The 18,860-nt window shown below is 54.8% G+C and carries 2 protein-coding genes; both read left to right on the forward strand.

Annotated features, from left to right (window positions below; translation table 11 throughout):
* Positions 1-199 precede the first annotated feature (199 nt).
* Positions 200-13,237 (forward strand): isopeptide-forming domain-containing fimbrial protein, encoded by a 13,038-nt coding sequence (locus Q1A69_RS06480; protein WP_299582866.1) that lies wholly within the window; start codon positions 200-202, stop codon positions 13,235-13,237.
* Positions 13,237-18,480, forward strand: coding sequence for an OmpA family protein (locus Q1A69_RS06485; RefSeq protein WP_299582869.1), 5,244 nt, complete (start codon positions 13,237-13,239; stop codon positions 18,478-18,480). Before Q1A69_RS06480 ends, Q1A69_RS06485 begins: the two co-directional genes overlap by 1 nt.
* Positions 18,481-18,860: the final 380 nt, after the last annotated feature.

Genomic DNA, 18,860 nt, shown 5'->3' on the forward strand with positions numbered 1-18,860 from the left:
CCCAGGGGTCTCTTGAGAACCACTTGGCAACCCCCAAAAAAGTTCCCTTATCTGAGCGGTATTTATGACCTGCTTCACGGCCACTTTTTCTTCCTCCAAGTAAAGTTCGCGCACCGGGTAAACCCTGTGCGGTGGCGGTGCCTTTGGGCCCTGTCAAGGATTTTGCAAACAAAAAAGCGGCGGCTGATAAGTGACGATGATGTCGGAAGTAATTGGACGGAAATCCTGGAGTAATGCACTTGTTGGTTTAGTGCTGCTGTGCATATGGGCTGTTTTATTTTCGTCGCAGGCCAGAGCGGATCACAATTGCCCCTCGTCGCCTGACAATCCTAGTTTTTTCAATATTCTTGATCATAGTTACAGTAATAGCTGGTGTGAACTCTGTGGTGATGGCCAGGTTACGATTGAAATTGATGTACCCGGTATCCGCAGTGGCTTTAATGGGACTCAGCATATTGAGAATATTGTAGTCACCGAAAATCTGGGGACTTCGCAACTGGAATATATTCCCGGTTCCACCTGGGTGAGCTCTGGCGCTATTTTGAGCGAACCTACCATCAGCGGTACCACACTTCGTTGGGATCAAAATGATCTTTCCGCACTTGCCGCGCGCAATGAAAATACGAGCTTGAGAATTACTTTCGGTGTGCGCAGTAGGGCTGATCGTGAAGAGGATCTGGTCAATAACAATCGCACTATCAATGCAACGGCCTCTTTTGATTATTGTGGCGATTCAGCCATAGATACTGACAGCATGGAGCTGGCTATCCGTGAGCCGCTGCCTTCTATCGATAAGCGCGGGCGCAATATCGATGCGGGTCAGACCAATTACACCAATAATGTTTACGGCAATATCAATGACGATGTGATCTGGCGTATCGCTATTTCGAATGGTGGTGCTGCAGATATGCAGGATGTGCGCTTCGATGATTTGATGACCAATCCGAATATGGACATCAATTATGCTTGCTCAAGTCAAACTGCGGCATTATCTATTGCCAATAATAATGGGAATAATCCCGGTGCTACTGGCTGTGTTTCTGCCAGTAATAATATTAATAATTTTGAGCTTAACGGCAGCTTCTCTGGCGGTTCTGGGCGAACCGATATCCCGGCGAACTCAACCCTGAATATCTATTTGGTGGGTAAAGTAAATACCTCCTGTAGCGATGGCACTAATACAGTGTCTGATGTGCAGTGGGGTTGTGAAATTGATGATGATACTGGTGTGGGGGGGATTTCCTCCCCGGCTGTGGGATCTGGACCAGGGTCTGATACCGAAGCGATGTATGCGCGAGTTAATGATGTTTTAGATATCACCCAGGTTATTACCGGCACCAACTTGAGCCAACCTCTGGGTTCCGCCGGCTTTGTAACCATTACTATCAATAACCAGACCCGTGGATCGGTCAAGGATATCCAGTTCGTCAGCGACTTACCGGATGAGTATGTGGTCGATACCACTTATTTGCCGCAAATTACCCGCGAGCGCCGCGGCATTGACGGTCATGGAGCGAATTACAGCGCTACATATCCAGGTAAAGTAGATACTCTACAGTGGCGTGTCGACAGGAATAATCAATGGGAGGAAACGAAGTGGGATCCCGATTCCCTTCTGACCAACAAGCCGGAGTTTCGGCTATTGAGTAGCACTGTACATCCGAATTATCCGGATCAGCAGCATATGATGCGTCAGGGAGATGAAATACAAATTCGTTTTCGAATTGTTACTACGGAACCCAGCTTTTTCGACAAGGCGGCTGATCTTGATGTGGAGGAGGAGTCGGCAGGCAATGGCAAAGACCCAAATAGCAATATTCGCCTTACTGACAATGTATTAACCATTGACTATGAGGATTTCTGCCCCAGCACTAATCCGCCTACACAGGTTGAAAACCAGTCGGTAACACCGGATCCAGAAGACCTGGATATCAGTACCGTTCACCCCCTGTATATTGTGCGGGATGTGGGTAGCTCCGCGTTGACCGTAGATGTGACCAATAATGGTGGTCATGATGCGGATAATTACGATGTGTATGTCACCTTTGGTGAAGCCATGCGTGTACTGTCCAATGACCGGGCATGTACACTTGTCGGTAAACCCAATCCCGGCACAGTGCCGAAACACCCTCTGTGGAATCAGCCGGATTTTCTGCCGGCTTCGGGCATGGTTTACCGTTGCTCCAACCTGGATGGCGTGATTGAGCCCAGCAAGACGGAGCGGATTGTCTTCCAAGTGGAGAAAAACCACTCAGCCACTGACGACGATCTTACTTTCCGTGCCGATGTAGTGGGGGAAATTACCCTATCTGATGGCACCCCTCTGGGTACCCCCGATCCAGTAGAGCTGACTGAAACAACACCCAAGGAGCAGCTTGCTAATAACTACACCCTCGACGGTATGCGTGCGCGGGTGATGGGCTTTAACCTGGTGAAGGAGCGCTCGGATGAATGTAACGAACTCACGGCAGAAGCAGGGTTTCCCAATAGTAGCGTTCTGATCGGTGAAGAGTGTCGATTCGAAATCCAGGCCGGTGGCTGGTTTGGTTTTGACACACCCGGATTCACCCTGATCGAAGTGCGTGATATCGATATGCACGATGATCTGCCGGATGGCCAGGGTTATATTGCCGACGCGTCACTGAATTGTGCGGATGTTACTTTGCCGCACCCAATCTCCCAGGCGAACTGTGTTGTTATTCCCAGCGGCGATATTGTGGAAAGCGGGGGGCTGAATATTCCCCTGAGTGAGACCGATTTCCTCTGGGAGGTTACCTCTAAAATAACCTTGCGCAACCGTTGGTTTCTTGCAGACATGACCACGCGATTGCTGAATGACCCGGTGGATACCGAGAACACAGATCCCAACCAGCATGCGAACATTAGTACCGACTATGCGCGTGCACAATTTACCGCGGTATTCGATACCGAAACGATTGTGGTGGACAACTATAATACCAGCGGTATTCTGACCAATATTGATGGCGTACCGACCACCGTGCCGGGTTTCCCGGATATTACTGAGTGGTCAGAGTCCGTCACGGTTTCCGAACCCCATATCGAAATCGATAAAAAAGTTTGTAACGAAAGCTTGTATGGCCTCGGTGCCAGCTGTACCAACTTTGTGGACTTCACCAACGAAGGCCACCGTGACCAAACCTATATTTTCCGCCTGACTCTGACGAATCGTGCTTCCGATAGCGGTGTAAACCGGGCACCAGCCTACGATCTAGTGGTAACCGATACCCTCGATCCCACTGGACAAATGTGTGTACAGGCTCTGGACAGCGATAGCCTGGATAATGATGGTGATGGTTCCTCTGAGACCAATAGCGGCGATGACGGTCTAGTGGGTACCACTACTGGTGCAAATAACTATTCCGAGGCGAGCCATTGTAGCGATGGCGGTACGCCAGCCATTATTACTTTTTCCTACGAGCATTCCACAGCACTGGAGCGAATTAATCCCGGTGATTCGGTCACGCTTTATTATCGGGTTAAGCCGCATCGTTCCGTAGCGCCGTTGCAAACATTCCTTAATACCTTTTATGCCCGCTACGACAGCCTGGAAGGGGATTTCGGGCACCAGACTGCCACGCAAATCGATAGTGATGCGGATAATGATGGAATCGGCGATGGCAAACCCGATTCAGGCCGCGCGCGTCATTATAAAACGGCCGATGCCGAAGCGCGTATGCAGATTATTGAAGTAAAAGCGGAACCGAAGCAGGCCCTAGAGTTTTCTAATGGTACTGCCAGTGGCACTAATGCTGATACCGCGGTTGTGGGTGAAGAAATTCGCTATCAGTTAACGGCGAAAATACCGGCGGCTAAATTGCGCAATTTTGTGATTCGCGATGAACTGCCGGCGGGTATGCGCTGTATTGAGGGGCAAACCGTCAACCTCAACGCATCGCCCTATGATGCGGCCGGTTTTATTCCCGGTGGTACATTTAGTGCGACCTGTACCAGCACCGGTACCGCGGATTATGTGGAATGGGATTTTGGTGATCAGGAACTCACCACGGTAACCGGCAGTCTGTTTGATTTCCCAGTGGAATTTATTGCGCGAATTGAAAACAGCGGCAATACCGACGATGGCGATCTACTGGGTAATGGTGGTGGCTATACCTCCGCCCAGGTGAGTTATGTGGATGAGGCTGGTGGAAACATCGTAGTGCCTTTCGACTCCCATGAAATTACCGTGCTGGAGCCGAAGATACAGCTCAGCAAATCCTTCGCCGTAACCCATAGCGATGCGGACGATATTCTCACGGTAACTGTTACCGCGGAAAATACCGGCACTGCGGCGGCTTATAACCTGCAGGTGCTGGATGACCTGACCGGTACCAAGTTGGTTTACGTGCGCAATGTCGGTGGTAATGATCCGCCGCAAAATGTCGATGTCACTTCTGTGGGTGCCAATGCACCGATTTTTAGCTGGAATCGCAACAATGCGGATTACACGATTGCCGTGGGCGATACCAAGACGTTTACCTTTGATGTACGCGTAGAGCCGGGCGTAGAGCCCCATGAAATTCTGGATAACACTATCCAGGCTCGCTGGCAGTCCCTGCCGGGTAAAGATGTTGCACTCAACAGCAGCAATACCATTGGCAACGATGGTGCCGCCGACGGTATGCGTATCGGCGTATTGCCCAATGGCGGCGACGCAATCAACGATTACGAAACCAATGCCAGCGCCCAGACAGAGGTGTTGCCGCTGCAATTTAATAAAACCGATTTGCAGCCGGCTGTGGTGAATACCATTGGCGCCCACAAGAAATTCCAGTTGGAAATTCGTCTGCCGGAAGGTATCAGCCAGAATGTAGTGGTAACCGACCAACTGGGCAGTCCCGAAGGCTATGTGCTTAGCCACAATAGTGACTACGATATCACCTACGATTTTGTCGGTATTGAAACGATTAATGGCAGTGCGCCCAGTGAAGCGTCGTTTAAAAGCTTCCCCGCCGATAATACTGCCGGCAATGCCAGCTGGGATATCGGCAGCGTGGATACCGCCAGTGAAAATGACAGCGCCGGCGGTACTCTGGAACCGCGGATTCGAATTACCTATTTCGCCCGTATTGCCAATGACCTAGCCACCAATGACGGTGATTCCCGTCGTAACAGTGCAGGGGTGGCGTACAGCAATGGTGAAACCGGAGCGGCAGAAAACCTCAATGACAACACCGCAGCGGTTACGGTCGTGGAACCGCTGCTGACGGTAAGTAAGGCCGTCAGCAATGCAACCAACCCCGGCAATCTGCCTGTGGGTGGCGACGTGTTGGAATACGAAATTACCGTGGCCCACGATCGGGCCTCCAGTGCCGCCGCGTTTGATTTGAACCTGGTTGATACACTGCCGCCGGAGCTGCAGTTGGATACCGGCTTTACTCCAACCGCACAAATTAACGGTGCTGGGGTACCGGGCTTTGTCGCCACACCGGCGGCAGCGCCCAACGGTCCGCTGGTATGGGGCCGCGATAACGGTGATAACAGCCTGGATCTGCAACTGGGTGAAACCCTGGTAATCACCTATCGCACCCAGGTAAATGGGGTCTTCGGTTCCCCCATCAGCAACAGCGTGATGCTGGATTGGACCTCCCTCGACAACAGCAGCATTAATGATCGGGCCTACGAGCGCGATGGCGCCGGTTGTCCGGCGACTTCGGCACCAGATGATTACTGTGTGGGCCCTGCCAACGCCAGTATCGATACGGTGGATAACACCAACCTGAGTAAAACGGTGATCGCGGATTCCGATACCGCCACGCCGGTGGGCACACTGCGTGTAGGTGATACGGTCACCTATCAATTGACGCTAAACCTGCAGGCGGGCACCACGCCCGCAGTGGCGGTTACCGATACGCTGCCGAGCGGCTTGGCGTTCGACTCTATTGTCAGCGTGAATGGCGATACCGCTGCGCCCTACGATGATAACCTCAACGATTATTCTTACTCGGCGATTGCGATACCGGCGGCGGGAGACACCGGCACGGTGACTTGGAATCTGGGGGATATCCGCAGTAATTTCGGCAATCTCAATCACTTTGTCATCGAGTACACGGCCAAGGTTGTTGCTGGAGCGGGTATTGCCGCACCCACCGCAACCCTGACCAATACCGCTGAACTCAATTACACCGGTGCTGCCAGTACACTGCAGGACAGCGCCAGCATTACCGTGTTGCAGCCGGTAATTGACAGCCTCCAGAAAAGTGATGCTACCTGGCCCAGCTCCCATATGAATGTGGACCCGGCCAATGACGTTATGCAGTTTACCCTGCACGCCTGCAACTCCGGTTTGGCCCCAGCCTACGATCTGTCTCTGACCGATGCTTTGGCTACCCAGATGGATGAGGGCTCCATCGCCAATTTGCGGGTTTCCCTGGATGGGACAGCGCTGATCCAGGGCACCGACTACGGTTATACCGCGCCGGCCAATCGCGGTGACGCTATGCAGTTTGTTTTGCAGGTGCCGATCGAAGCGGGCGCCTGTTTGGATATTCATTACGATATTGGTTTTTACACAGATATCGGCGGCGGTGAAAACTGGGTCAACACCTTTACGCTCAATGAATTTTGGTCGCTTCCGGCAAAAAGCGCCGAGCAGTACGCGGCGGTTCCCCTGCCTACGCCTTATCCGATGGGCACCGTTGCCACTGCGGTCACTCCGCCACAGAAAACCTTGCAGACGGCACAAACGGCCGCCGTAGGCGAAGAAGTGGTCTATCGCATCCAAGTACCTGGCAGTGCGACCACTGCGGCAATTCACGATGTAGCCATCACTGATGTGCTGGACCCCAGCCTGACATTGGTGCAGTTACAGGAAATTAACGGTCGCGTATTTACCGATAACACCAGTAATAACAATATCGCCCTGAGCTTGGATATGATTCCGGCCGGCGACGTCGCCATTTTTGAAGTGCGTGCGCGGGTGGCGAATAATGCCACCGCTCAAGCGGGCCATAACTTCGACAATGAAGCGAGTTATACCTATGCCGCAACCAAAGGTGGAGCTGCACAGGCCGGCGGTGTCGGTAGCGCAGCAACCCTGACCATTGTCGAGCCGGAGTTGTCCGCGACCAATACGGTGGCCAACCAAACCAACCCCGGAAACGATCCGGATGCGGGGGATATTCTGCGCTTTACGCTGGATCTCGCCGCTGCGGGCAACCCGCAGAATTCCGCGGCTTTCGATTTGGCTATCAGTGAGCAACTCTCTCTCGGTCTGCAATTTGTGCCCGGCAGCGTGACTGTTGCCGGTGCCGCCCAAGCCGATCCGGCGGTGACTGGCGACGGGATCAATACCGCGCAGACCCTGGTCTGGGATCGAGTCAATAGCGACCTGGATATCGCTGCCGGTAACAACAGCCTGCTGGTCTTTGATGCCGTGGTTCTGGACGAGGTGTTGGCCGCGGCCACGCTATCCGCCGATGCCCGTATCGAGTGGACCAGCCTAGATGAAGACAACAGCAGTCCTCACGAGCGCAACGGTGCTGATGGTGTCGGTGGTTTAAATGATTATGTGCTGGAAAATATCGCTGCACAGTTGAATGCTGCCAATGACAGTACCCTGAGCAAAACCCGTGTCGACGACAGTTACGGCAGTGGGGATGCGCAGTTGCGTGTCGGTGATTTGGTGGAATACGAGCTGCGTTTATCGCTCCCCGAAGGGACAGCCCCGAATGCACAGTTCGTCGATACCCTGCCGCAGGGCATGGTATTCGCGGGCACTCTGTCGATGAATGGCGATACCAGCGCACCTTTCGCAGCTTCAGCGCCCTTTGTACACAGCGATGTCGCCGAGCCGGTTCAGGCAGGTGATCCCGCCGTGGGCCCGACCACGCTCAGCTGGAATATCGCCAGCCTGCTCAATACGGGAGACAACAATGCGGCTAACGATGAATTTGTACTGCGCTACCGCGCGCGGGTCTTAAACCGCGATGTACACCCCTGGCCGGCCAATAATACGGCGCTGACGAACGCTGTGGCTTTTAGTTTCGATGCCGCTACGGGTGTTGAAACGCGCAATGACAATGAAACCCTGGACCTGTTACAGCCGGATCTCGCGGTCGCGATTACGGCTAATCCCGTCGGCGGTACCACCTTGTCTGCCGGGGATCTTGTCGATTACACCATTACCATTACGAACAATGGCTCAGCGCCGGCCTACGATTCGGTCTTGAAAGATTTGATTCCCCTCGGCCTGCGCCAGGGCGGTGTCAGCGTACAGTCCATTAGTGTGAACGGTGCCGCGGTCGCTGCACCAGGGCTGACTTTCGATAGTGGCACCGGCGCGGCGGTTTGGGATTTCTCTGCCGGCTCGGGTTATGCCATTAATCCCGGCCAAACTCTGCAGATGGTGTACCGCGTACAGGCGGACGCCAATCTGGGGGCGGGTCTCAATCTGCAAAATGCCGCCTATATCGAAACCTATTACTCCCTGGATAACGATAATTTGCCATCTATGGGCGCGACTGCGGTTAGCGTGGATATGCGTGAGGACTATGGCCCCACGGCGCCAGTGGGTGTGCGGTTCAATACCCCCAACGCCGCTCCGCTGTTGATTGAAAATGCTCAGACAACGGCCTCCATTGGCGAGCCGTTTAATTACCGCATCACCATCCCAGAAACGCCACAGCCAGCGGCTTTGCACGATGTCAGTGTGCTGCTCGATCTGAGTGCTTCGGCGGCGGAGCTGGAATTTATCCGCGCGGATAAAGTGTCCGGGAAAAATGCGTTTACTCCGCAAAATACAGGCTCTGCGACGGCATTAGTTATTGCCGATAGCTCTAACGGTATTGATGTACCGGCGGGTGAGCAGGTGGTGATTGATGTCACCCTGCGTCTGCGCGACAGCAACCCGCCCAATGTGGATGGCCTGACGTTTAGTAACAGCGCCAGTTACAGCTACAACTACGACAATGACAACCCGGCCCAGGGGCAGGGTGCCGGTGCCGGGAATACCACTCTGGATATGCAGGTGGTGGAACCCACGGCAATCACTCTGAGCAAAACCGGTCCCGCCAGTGTGCAGTCTGGTTTGCCCGGTACCTTCACCTTGGATTTACACAATATTGGTACGGGTCCGGCCTGGGATATTACGGTGACCGATATTCTGCCGGACAATAATCCCGGTGGTATGTGTGAAACGCCACCCAATAATTTCGCCGCGCAAATTATTGATGGGGCGGGTACCGCGGTGGCCACGCTGACCGAAGGCACCGACTTTAATGCGACCTTTGATGGGACCAACTGTACCCTCAGCCTGACCTCTATGGGTGCTGGGGCAATGCTGGCTGCGGACCATCACCTACGGCTGAGCTACGATGCCACTTTGGATGCGGATACCCGCGATGGTGACACGCTCACTAATATCGCTGGGGTAGAGCTCTGGCACAGCTGGGATAGCAGTGCACCGCAAGCGCGCCAGTACACACGCCCGGCGCCCACCGATGGCACTCCGGCCGTGCTGGATCACGAGGATGTGTTCAGTGTAAATGCCTCCGTGCCCAAGGTAACTTTCTACAAAACCGTGGAAAATATAAGCCGTGGACAGAACCCGGCCACTGCGGCCAGCCCGGCAGAAGTGCTGCGCTACACCCTCACGCTGAAAAATATCAGTGGTGTGGATGTCAGCGGTATAGAAATTACTGATGATCTGGGTCGCCTCAACAACTTGCCGCTGTTCCAATCGGGCTCACTGCAATTGGTGACGGCGCCGGCGGGCAGTGACAGCAGTGGCACCAATGCCTCGGCCGGCACACACGGCAGTGGCCTGCTGCAGGTGAAGAATCTGGATCTGGCCGCCAATGGCAATGCTGGTGACGCGATACAGCTGGTGTACGAAGTCACTCTGGCCGAGGTGATCGATAGCGGCACGGCGGTGCTAAACCAGGCCCAGGCGCAACTGCCGGGGCAGCTCTTGCAGGATAGTGACGATCCCAATATCAACGGTGTTGATGATGCCGATGTGAGTGGCGATGAAGATCCCACCCAGATTGTGATCGAATCTGAGCCTGTACTGTTGGTACAGAAAACCTCTGCCGATAGAACCGGTGATGCCGACCTGCTGATGGCTGGGGACATCCTGCGCTACACCCTGCGGGTGGAAAATACCGGTAACGAAAACATGGTTAACGCAACCCTGCGTGACCAGCTGCCGGCCAACACCACTTATGTAGCCGGCTCTACCACCTTGAATGGTACAGCTATTGCCGATGTGGCTGGTGCTTCGCCCCTGGCCGCCGGTATGGAGATTAATACCGCCGGTGAAGCCGCTGGTTTTGTCGGTGCCGGCGCCGCAGCCCTCGAAGTCACGTTTGACGTGACCATCAATAACGTCAAAGACGGCACGGTGATTTCCAACCAGGGCTTCGTCAATGCCGATGGTGCCGGTAGCGGTCCCGCCGCAGAGGCACCTTCGGATGATCCGGCAACCCCGGCCGCCAACGATCCCACGATCGATATCGTCGGCGATGTGCCGCTATTGAACGCGCACAAAACCGTGGCGATCGCCGTGGACAACACCTCGGCCGGGCTGGTCGATCCCGGTGATGTGTTGCGTTACACCATTGCTATCAGCAACGCGGGCGGTGTCGATGCTCTGCAGGTAGCACTGACCGATCAGGTGCCGGCGAACACCACTTATGTGGCTGGCAGTACCAAGTTGAACGGTATTGTGTTGACAGACCTCGCCGATGGCAGCTCACCGCTATCCGCTGGTCTGGCAGTTTCCTCCAGTGACCTGACGCCACCCCTGCCTGCAGCGAATAAAGGGGTGATTACCACTGGGCGCACCGCTACCGTGACTTTCGATGTACAGGTGGATGCCGGTACAGCGCGCGGTACCGTAATCAGCAACCAGGGCAGCGTTGCCGCAGAAGATTTACCGCTGACCCTAACCGATGCCGATGGCAACCCGACCAATGGTACTCAGCCCACCCAGGTGGTTGTTGGGGATGCACAGTTGCTGTCGATCGTGAAGGAAGTCGCGGTCGTCGGTGGCGGTGCCGCCGAGGCCGGCACACAGCTGGAGTATCTGGTCACCGTGGAAAACATCGGTGCGGTACCCGCATCCGATGTCCTTATCATCGATGACCTGGCCACTGCCGGCACGGCCCTCCGCTATGTGGACAGCTCCGCTCTGCTCAATGGCCGCCCCCAGGGCGTTGCCGTTAACGGCACTGAACTCAAAGCGGCGTATTCTGACCAATATGGCGATTTAGCACCGGGAGCCGCCGTCACTCTGCGCTTCCACGCCACGCTCAACAAAGATCTGGCCATCGGCCACACAGTGGTGAACACCGCCGAAGTACAGTGGGGTACACCTTTCTCCAGTGAGAAAGCCAGTGTTGCCATCGATGTGGGGGGCACGCCGGGTATCGCCAATTTGGCGGGTTACCTGTGGCACGATGTGAATTTCAATAATCGGGCGGATACGGACGAACGCCTGTTGTTGAACTGGGCCGTGGATCTGTATTTCAACGATGCGCTGCTGGAAACCATTCAAACCGATGAAAAAGGTTACTTCCAGTTCCAGGGGCTTATGCCCAATGGTACCGGCGGTTCCAGTTATGAGATGCGCTACACCGCACCGGACGCCACGGAAACCAGCGCTTCTTTGGGTAACCCGGTTTCCGACTTCAGCAATGGTCCGCAGCGTATCCGCGAGATCTTTGTGGGCTCTGGAGCCAATCCGCAGAACCTCAATCTGCCGCTTACCCCCAACGGCGTAGTGTATAACTCGGTACTGCGTGAAGCCATGAGCGGCGCCGCTCTGACGATGCTGCGAGCCAGCTCTGGTCAGGAATTGCCAGCTCGCTGTTTTGATGACGAAAAACAGCAAGGCCAGGTGACCCGTGCCGGCGGCTACTACAAGTTCGATATCAATTTCGATGATGCGGCTTGTCCGGCCAACGCCGATTACCTGATTCAGGTGGAAATCGCCGATGACAATTTTGTCGGCGGGGAATCTCTGATTATTCCGGCACAGACCAATAAAGAAACGGCAGGTTTCGATGTGGGCGCCTGTTTGGGTAGTAATGCCGACATGGTGCCGGGCACCGCGCAGCACTGTGAAGTGCAGCAGTCCCCCTGGCACCCACCGCTGGATATTGAAGCACGCGATGCGGCTACGGACTACTACCTGCGCTTGACCCTGGATGATCAGCAGATTCCGGGAGACAGCCAGCTGTTCAATAACCATATCGCTATGGACCCGCACATCGAAGGTGCGCTCTCTATTACCAAAACTGCGGCCATGCTGAATGTGACACGCAGCCAGCTGGTGCCCTATACCATCACCTTTGGCAACACCCTGCCGATACCACTCACGGATTTGCAGCTGGTGGATTTCTTCCCCGCGGGCTTTAAGTACGTGGCTGGCTCGGCACGCCTCGATGGTGAACCGGTGGAGCCGGTGATGAATGGGCTGCAGTTGATCTGGTCTGACCTGCGCGTGGAAGCCGATCAGACCCGCGAGCTGAAACTGCTGTTGGTGGTGGGCTCCGGTGTGGGCGAGGGCAAATATGTTAACCGCGCGCGCATGTATAACCAGCTCTCCGGCCAGGTGGCTTCCGGTGAAGCCTCGGCTACTGTGCGTGTGGTGCCGGATCCCACTTTCGACTGTACCGATGTGATCGGCAAAGTCTTCGACGATAAAAATATGAACGGCTACCAGGATGCCGGTGAAGGCGGCCTACCCGGTGCGCGAGTGGTTAGCGCAACCGGCCTGAATGCCACCGCCGACGCCCACGGTCGCTTCCACATTACCTGTGCGGTGGTGCCGAATGCGGATCGCGGTTCCAATTTTGTGCTCAAGCTCGACGACCGCAGCCTGCCCAGCGGCTATCGTCTCACCACAGAAAACCCGCGTGTTGTGCGTGCGACCCGAGGCAAGATGGTGAAGTTTAACTTTGGGGCCAGCCTGCATCGGGTGGTGCGCCTGGATATGGCCGAGGCGGTATTCGAGCCGGGCACTACCGAGATGCGTCCCCAGTGGCAGTCCCGTGTAGAGCTGTTGTTGGAGAAACTCAGTGAGGCTCCCTCGGTATTGCGCCTGTCTTACCTCGCGGAAAATGAAGACCCGGATTTGGTGGAAGAGCGTTTGCAGACAATTAAGGCCGATATTGCCGAGCAGTGGGCGCGCAGTTATGGCGACTACGAATTGACTATTGAAACTGAAGTGTTCTGGCGGCGCGGAGCGCCGCCCAGCAAAGGAGGCTGGGAGTAATGTCCTTTGCAGAGTGCAAGAAAGAGCGCAATACATTGGGTCGGCCTGATGCACGCAGATCCGACACCAATGGCTCCATGACTTCAATGGAAAAAATGGTCCGTATTTTTCGCCGTCGCGATCGCTGTCTCGCCACAGCGATCGCTCTGGCCCTGACGCTGCCCGTTCAGGCGCAGCAGCAAGCCGATGCGGATATTGGCGAGCCCCCGGAAACCAGCTGGTGGCAGGTGTGGCAAAAAATTCCCGGTTTGTCTCCAGAAGTGGAGGAGCCCCAGGCGGGATTTGAAGAAATGCCCATCGGTAGTAACACAGAAACCATGTTACTGGGTACGCCTGCAAAACAGTGGTTACAGGATGCGGGGTCTTTTATTGCCCCGCTAGACCCGATTGTGGTGGAAGATTTTATCGAACCACTGCAGTTTTCCGCTGTGGATGATGAAGTGTCCCCGGAAGCCATTGAAGTATTGCGGGAGAAACTGAACGAGCTGGGTGAAACGCCCAATTTCAAGTTGCACTTTATCGGCCATACCGATTCCGACCCGATAAAAAAAGAGCTTATGGAGGGCTTTGAGAGTAAAGAAGACTTTACTCGGGCGCGCGCTCAGTGGGTGGCGGACTTTTTTCAGCAGGCCCTGGATCTTCCAGAGGACATGATTGCGGTGGAGGGCCGTGGCGATGTAGAGCCGATGGTCGACAATATCACCACAACCGGGCGAGCGTTGAACCGTCGAGTGCAGGTGCAGGTGATCTACGATGCGCTGGATGAAGCGGCCATGGCCGCTCGCGCCCGCGTCGAGGCATTGGCACTCAACCGCGTGAAAGTGTGCCGTCAGGAAACGGTGTGCCGGCTCAACTATACCGCCGGCAGCGAGCAGCGTGCGCGCCTAAAAAACCTGGTGACACCCCTGCGCTGGCAGGCGGGGCAGGCGCAACTGCCGGAAGCGTTTATACGGCGCATCCGCGAAGTGCGTGCCAATTTGGCGAACAAAAATAATCTGGTTGTGCACTTTGTCGGTCATACCGATGCGTTGCCGCTGCAGGTAGGCGAAAGCTCTGAAGCGCAGCACAATACTTATCTGGAAAAATCCCACCGCGAAGCCCGCCGTGTGGCTCTGGCGGTGCGCGATGCTTTGGCCCTGCCGGATGTCATGCTTACGAGCAGCGGCAAGGGGGCCAGCCAGCCTATTGCCGCCAATGATACCCCCAAGGGCCGCGCTCTTAACCGCCGTGTGGAAGTGGAATTCTGGTACGACGATCCACTTGAGGTGGCGGTAGATGGCGTGCAGGCCTGCCCGGAGGCGGCGGCTGCGGAAACCATTACCATCGCGCATGAATCTTTGCGTGGAGATATTGCTCCGATCCGTTTTGATAACGGCGATCCGATTATTACCCAGGCACAGTTAACCCAAATCCGTGCCGCTATGGGGGAAATTGCCAGCAAGACCAATGTGCGTTTGAGCTTTATCGGCTACAGCGAAAACAAGCGTATGGAACGCCGCGAGGCCATGGTCTACGGCGATGATGTCGGCCTGTCCGGCGCTCGCGCCCGTCGCGCAATGGAGCAAGTAAAAGACCTTCTCGATCTCGAAGATGCCCAGGTGGAATTCGAGGGGCGCGGCTATGTGCAATCCGACGATGTAGTGGCCAACGGCTTTACCCTGGATGAAGGCGCGCGAGTGGAAGTGCAGGTGCTCTACGATGAGCTGGCGATCCTGGCAGAGAGCGACCGCCTGGAAATTGAGCGCATTAACCGCGAGGCCATCGCCAATAATCCCTACGCACTCAATTTAATGCGTATCACCGTGGATGGCAGCCCGGAATACGATCCCTATAAAAATTCCGCCGACCTACAGCGCTGTACCGATGTGGCCCTGGATAATGCCAATATCCAGTTCCGCTTCGATAACAAAAAAATGCAGCCGCGCCTGAATATTACCGCCTGGCCCAACACCATACGCTATGCGGATAACCCGAACACCGAGGTGGCCGATAACCGCGTAGTATTTCGCAGCTATACCAATTACCCCTCCTTTATTGGTTGGGCCGAGGTGCGCCTGTTCGAGGATGGGCAATCCCTGCGCGATACCCCTGTTGCCGTGGTGCCTCTGGATCAGCACGGAGAAGGAGAGTGGTTTGCGGAATTTACCGAATTTCAAGCTCCGCTGAAAAAACTGCACTACGTGTTGCGCGTATACGATAAAAAAGGCCGCTTTGATGAAACCGCCGAGCAGACTTTGTGGCTGGTGGACAATGTAGAGAAATCCCCTGAGGACGTGGATGTTGCCGAAGAGCTTTTGGTGGGCTACGGCGAGAATCGCTTAGCGCGTCGAAATATTCCCCTGGATGGCAACAGTGTGCTGGTCAACGGCGCTCAGGTGCCGTCGAACCATACGGTATGGCTGGCGGGTAATCCGGTGCCGGTCAATGACCAGGGGCAATTTGTGGCCGAGCAGATTTTTGACCCCGGTGTGCACACTGTTGAAGTGGCCATTCTGGATGACGAGGGCAACGGTGAATTGTTCCTGCGCGATTTGGAATTTGCCAAAAACGACTGGTTCACCGTGGGTATTGCCGACCTCACAATCGGCTACGATAAAACCAATGGCCCCGCAGCCTTGGTGACCGGCGATGAAACCCACTACGACAATTCCGTAAGCTACGATGGCCGCCTGGCGTTTTACACCAGTGGTGGTTTCGGTGAGGGTTGGCGTCTTGCCGCCAGTGCCGATACCGAAGAGGGGCCGGTCGATGATCTTTTTTCCAACTTTATGGAAAAGTCCCCTGAGGCACTTTTCCGTCGATTAGACAGCGACCTCTACTACCCCACTTTCGGCGATGACTCCACCGTCGTTGAAGACGCCCCCACCTCTGGCAAGTTTTATGTAAAGTTGTCCAAGTACGATGACTACGGTCTATGGGGTAACTTCAAAGCCACCTATGCCGATAATGAACTGGCGCAGATAGACCGTGCGCTCTATGGAGCCAACGGCCACTTCGAAAGTGATGCCATGACCAGCTTCGGAGAAAAGCGTTTGCAGGTGGATGCCTTCGGCGCTGAGCCCGGTACCATTGCCGGTCGCGATGAATACCGTGGAACTGGCGGCTCGCTGTATTTCCTGCGCCACCAGGATATTCTCAACGGCTCCGAGCGTCTGCGTGTTGAAGTGCGGGATAAAGACTCCGGCCTGGTACTGGCCGTAAAAAATCTCTCCCCGGTAATTGATTACGATGTTGATTATATTCAAGGCCGGGTACTGCTGAACAAGCCTCTGTCCGCCCTGGCTAACGATAATTTGTTGATTCAGGATGGCTCCTATAACGGCAACCCCCAATACCTGGTGGCCCGCTACGAATACACGCCCGGTTTTGAGGATATGGACACCTTGGCCTTTGGTGGGCGCGCCCACTACTGGTTTGGTGACCATGTAAAACTGGGTATCAGCGGTACGCAACAGGATGAGGATGACAGCGAAACCGCTCTGCAGGGCTTTGATCTGACCCTGCGCAAAACCGCCGGCAGCTGGCTAAAAGTTGAAGTGGCCAACAGCGAAGGCGGCAACCTCGATAGCACAAGCTCTCTGGATGGCGGCTTCACTTTTGACAATGGTCAAATCTTCGACCCTGAGGCCTCAGCGGGGGCAAGCAAGGTAGAAGGCAGTTTTCAGCTCAGTGACTTTTTCGAAAGCCTGCGTGGTTCCGGTAATTTCTATCACCAGCTGCGCGAAGCGGGATTTTCCGGCCCCGGTCAATTCGCCCAGGGCGAAACTACTCAGTTCGGAGCGGGTTTTAACCTGCCTCTCGGTGAAAGCTTTGATGTAGGACTCAAGGCGGATAACAAAGAAGAGGAATTTGGGCTGCACACCAGTGCCACAGACCTGATGCTCGGCTATCGCCTCAATGACCACTGGCGACTCAGCTCCGGGGTGCGCACCGACAGTCGCGAGGACTATTCCACGGTGGTTGCCGCTACGCAAACTCAGGGTGACCGCACGGATATGGCCGTGGAGGCCAGTTACGATTCTGGTGAAAACTGGAGCGCCTTCGGTTTTGTGCAGGGCACCATGGAGGTGACGGGCACCCGTGAGGAAAATAATCGTGTGGGATTGGGTGGCGCCTACCGGGTGAGCGATCGTCTCACCATGGATAGCGAAGTCTCCAGTGGCGATACCGGCATGGCCGCGCGCCTGGGAACGGATTTCCTGGTGAGTGACCGAACCAGTCTTTACATGAATTACACTCTCGATAACGAGCGCAGTGATACCGGCGTACGCGCGCGCAAGGGTAATATGAGTACCGGTTTCCGCAGCCGCTACTCCGATACACTGAGCATGTACGGCGAAGAGCGCTACAGCCACGGTGACGTATCCACTGGTCTGACCCACGCCCTGGGTATGGACCTGGCGCCCAACGACCGCTGGACCTACGGCACCACGGTAGAAGCGGGCACCTTGGAAGACCCGCGTACCGGTGCTGAAACCGAGCGCAACGCCCTTGGCTTTAATATGGGCTACAGTCTGGACGAAATCCGTCTCGCCTCTGCTGTGGAATACCGCACCGATGCCATGGAAACCGCACTGGACGAAAACACCGTGTTGGAATCTGAGCGTGATACCTGGCTGCTGAAAAATACCCTGAGTTATCAACTCAATCCCGACTGGCGTTTGGTCGGAAAATTCAATTACTCCGATAGTAAAAGTTCCCAGGGCGAGTTTTACGATGGCAAGTTTACCGAAGCCGTTATGGGCTATGCCTACCGCCCGGTCAATCACGACCGCCTCAATACGCTATTGAAATACACCTATTTCTATAACGTACCCACACAAGATCAGGTTACGGTAGAGAACACCTCGGCGGAGTTTATCCAAAAGAGCCATATTTTCTCCGCAGACGCCAGCTATGATCTTACCCACCGCTGGACTCTGGGTGCCAAGTACGCCTATCGCCTCGGCCAGCTCAGCCTCGACCGAGAAGATCCAGAGTTCTTCGACAGCCGTGCCAGCCTCTACGTGCTGCGTGCCGACTGGCATTTTGTAAAACGCTGGGACCTCTTAATTGAAGGCCGCTTGCTCGACTTACCCGATGCCCAGGATAGTAAGAGCGGTGCATTAATTGGCCTATATCGCCATATCGGCGATCACCTCAAGCTGGGGGTGGGCTATAACTTTACCGACTTCTCTGATGATCTCACCCAGCTGGATTACGACAGCCAGGGGGTGTTTGTGAATATTGTAGGGAAGTTGTGATGATGGGGCCCGGCGGAAGCCGGGCTTTCCCATTTTAGTTTTCGAAAAATCGAAATGACTTTCACGAATTATTTTCCATCGCATAACGTTAAGGCTCTCTATTTAAAATGGGGAGCCTGCTACACTCTTCCCCTGGCTACGCCTTCAATTATCATTCCGCAATAACACCGTTATTACTATTCAGCTTTTGCATAGAGTGAAAAATACGCACTTTTCAGTTTGTTAATCATAATTCATGTGGATCGAGCTGCATGGTCTATAAATAAGCCTGTTTGGAATCTGACTGTATATTCCTTCTGCTTCACTATTTCCCTTCCGGTTTAACCTATAATTCCCGTTTAGAAAATAGGCTTTGGGTAGCTTAAGAGCGTTTCTCAACC

Source organism: uncultured Microbulbifer sp. (assembly GCF_947498635.1).
Taxonomy (GTDB): Bacteria; Pseudomonadota; Gammaproteobacteria; order Pseudomonadales; family Cellvibrionaceae; genus Microbulbifer; species Microbulbifer echini.

Excerpts from the sequence above, each read along its gene's own strand:
- Q1A69_RS06480 (WP_299582866.1), top strand. The coding sequence starts at position 200 with ATGTCGGAAGTAATTGGACGGAAATCCTGGAGTAATGCACTTGTTGGT.
- Q1A69_RS06485 (WP_299582869.1), top strand. The coding sequence starts at position 13,237 with ATGTCCTTTGCAGAGTGCAAGAAAGAGCGCAATACATTGGGTCGGCCT.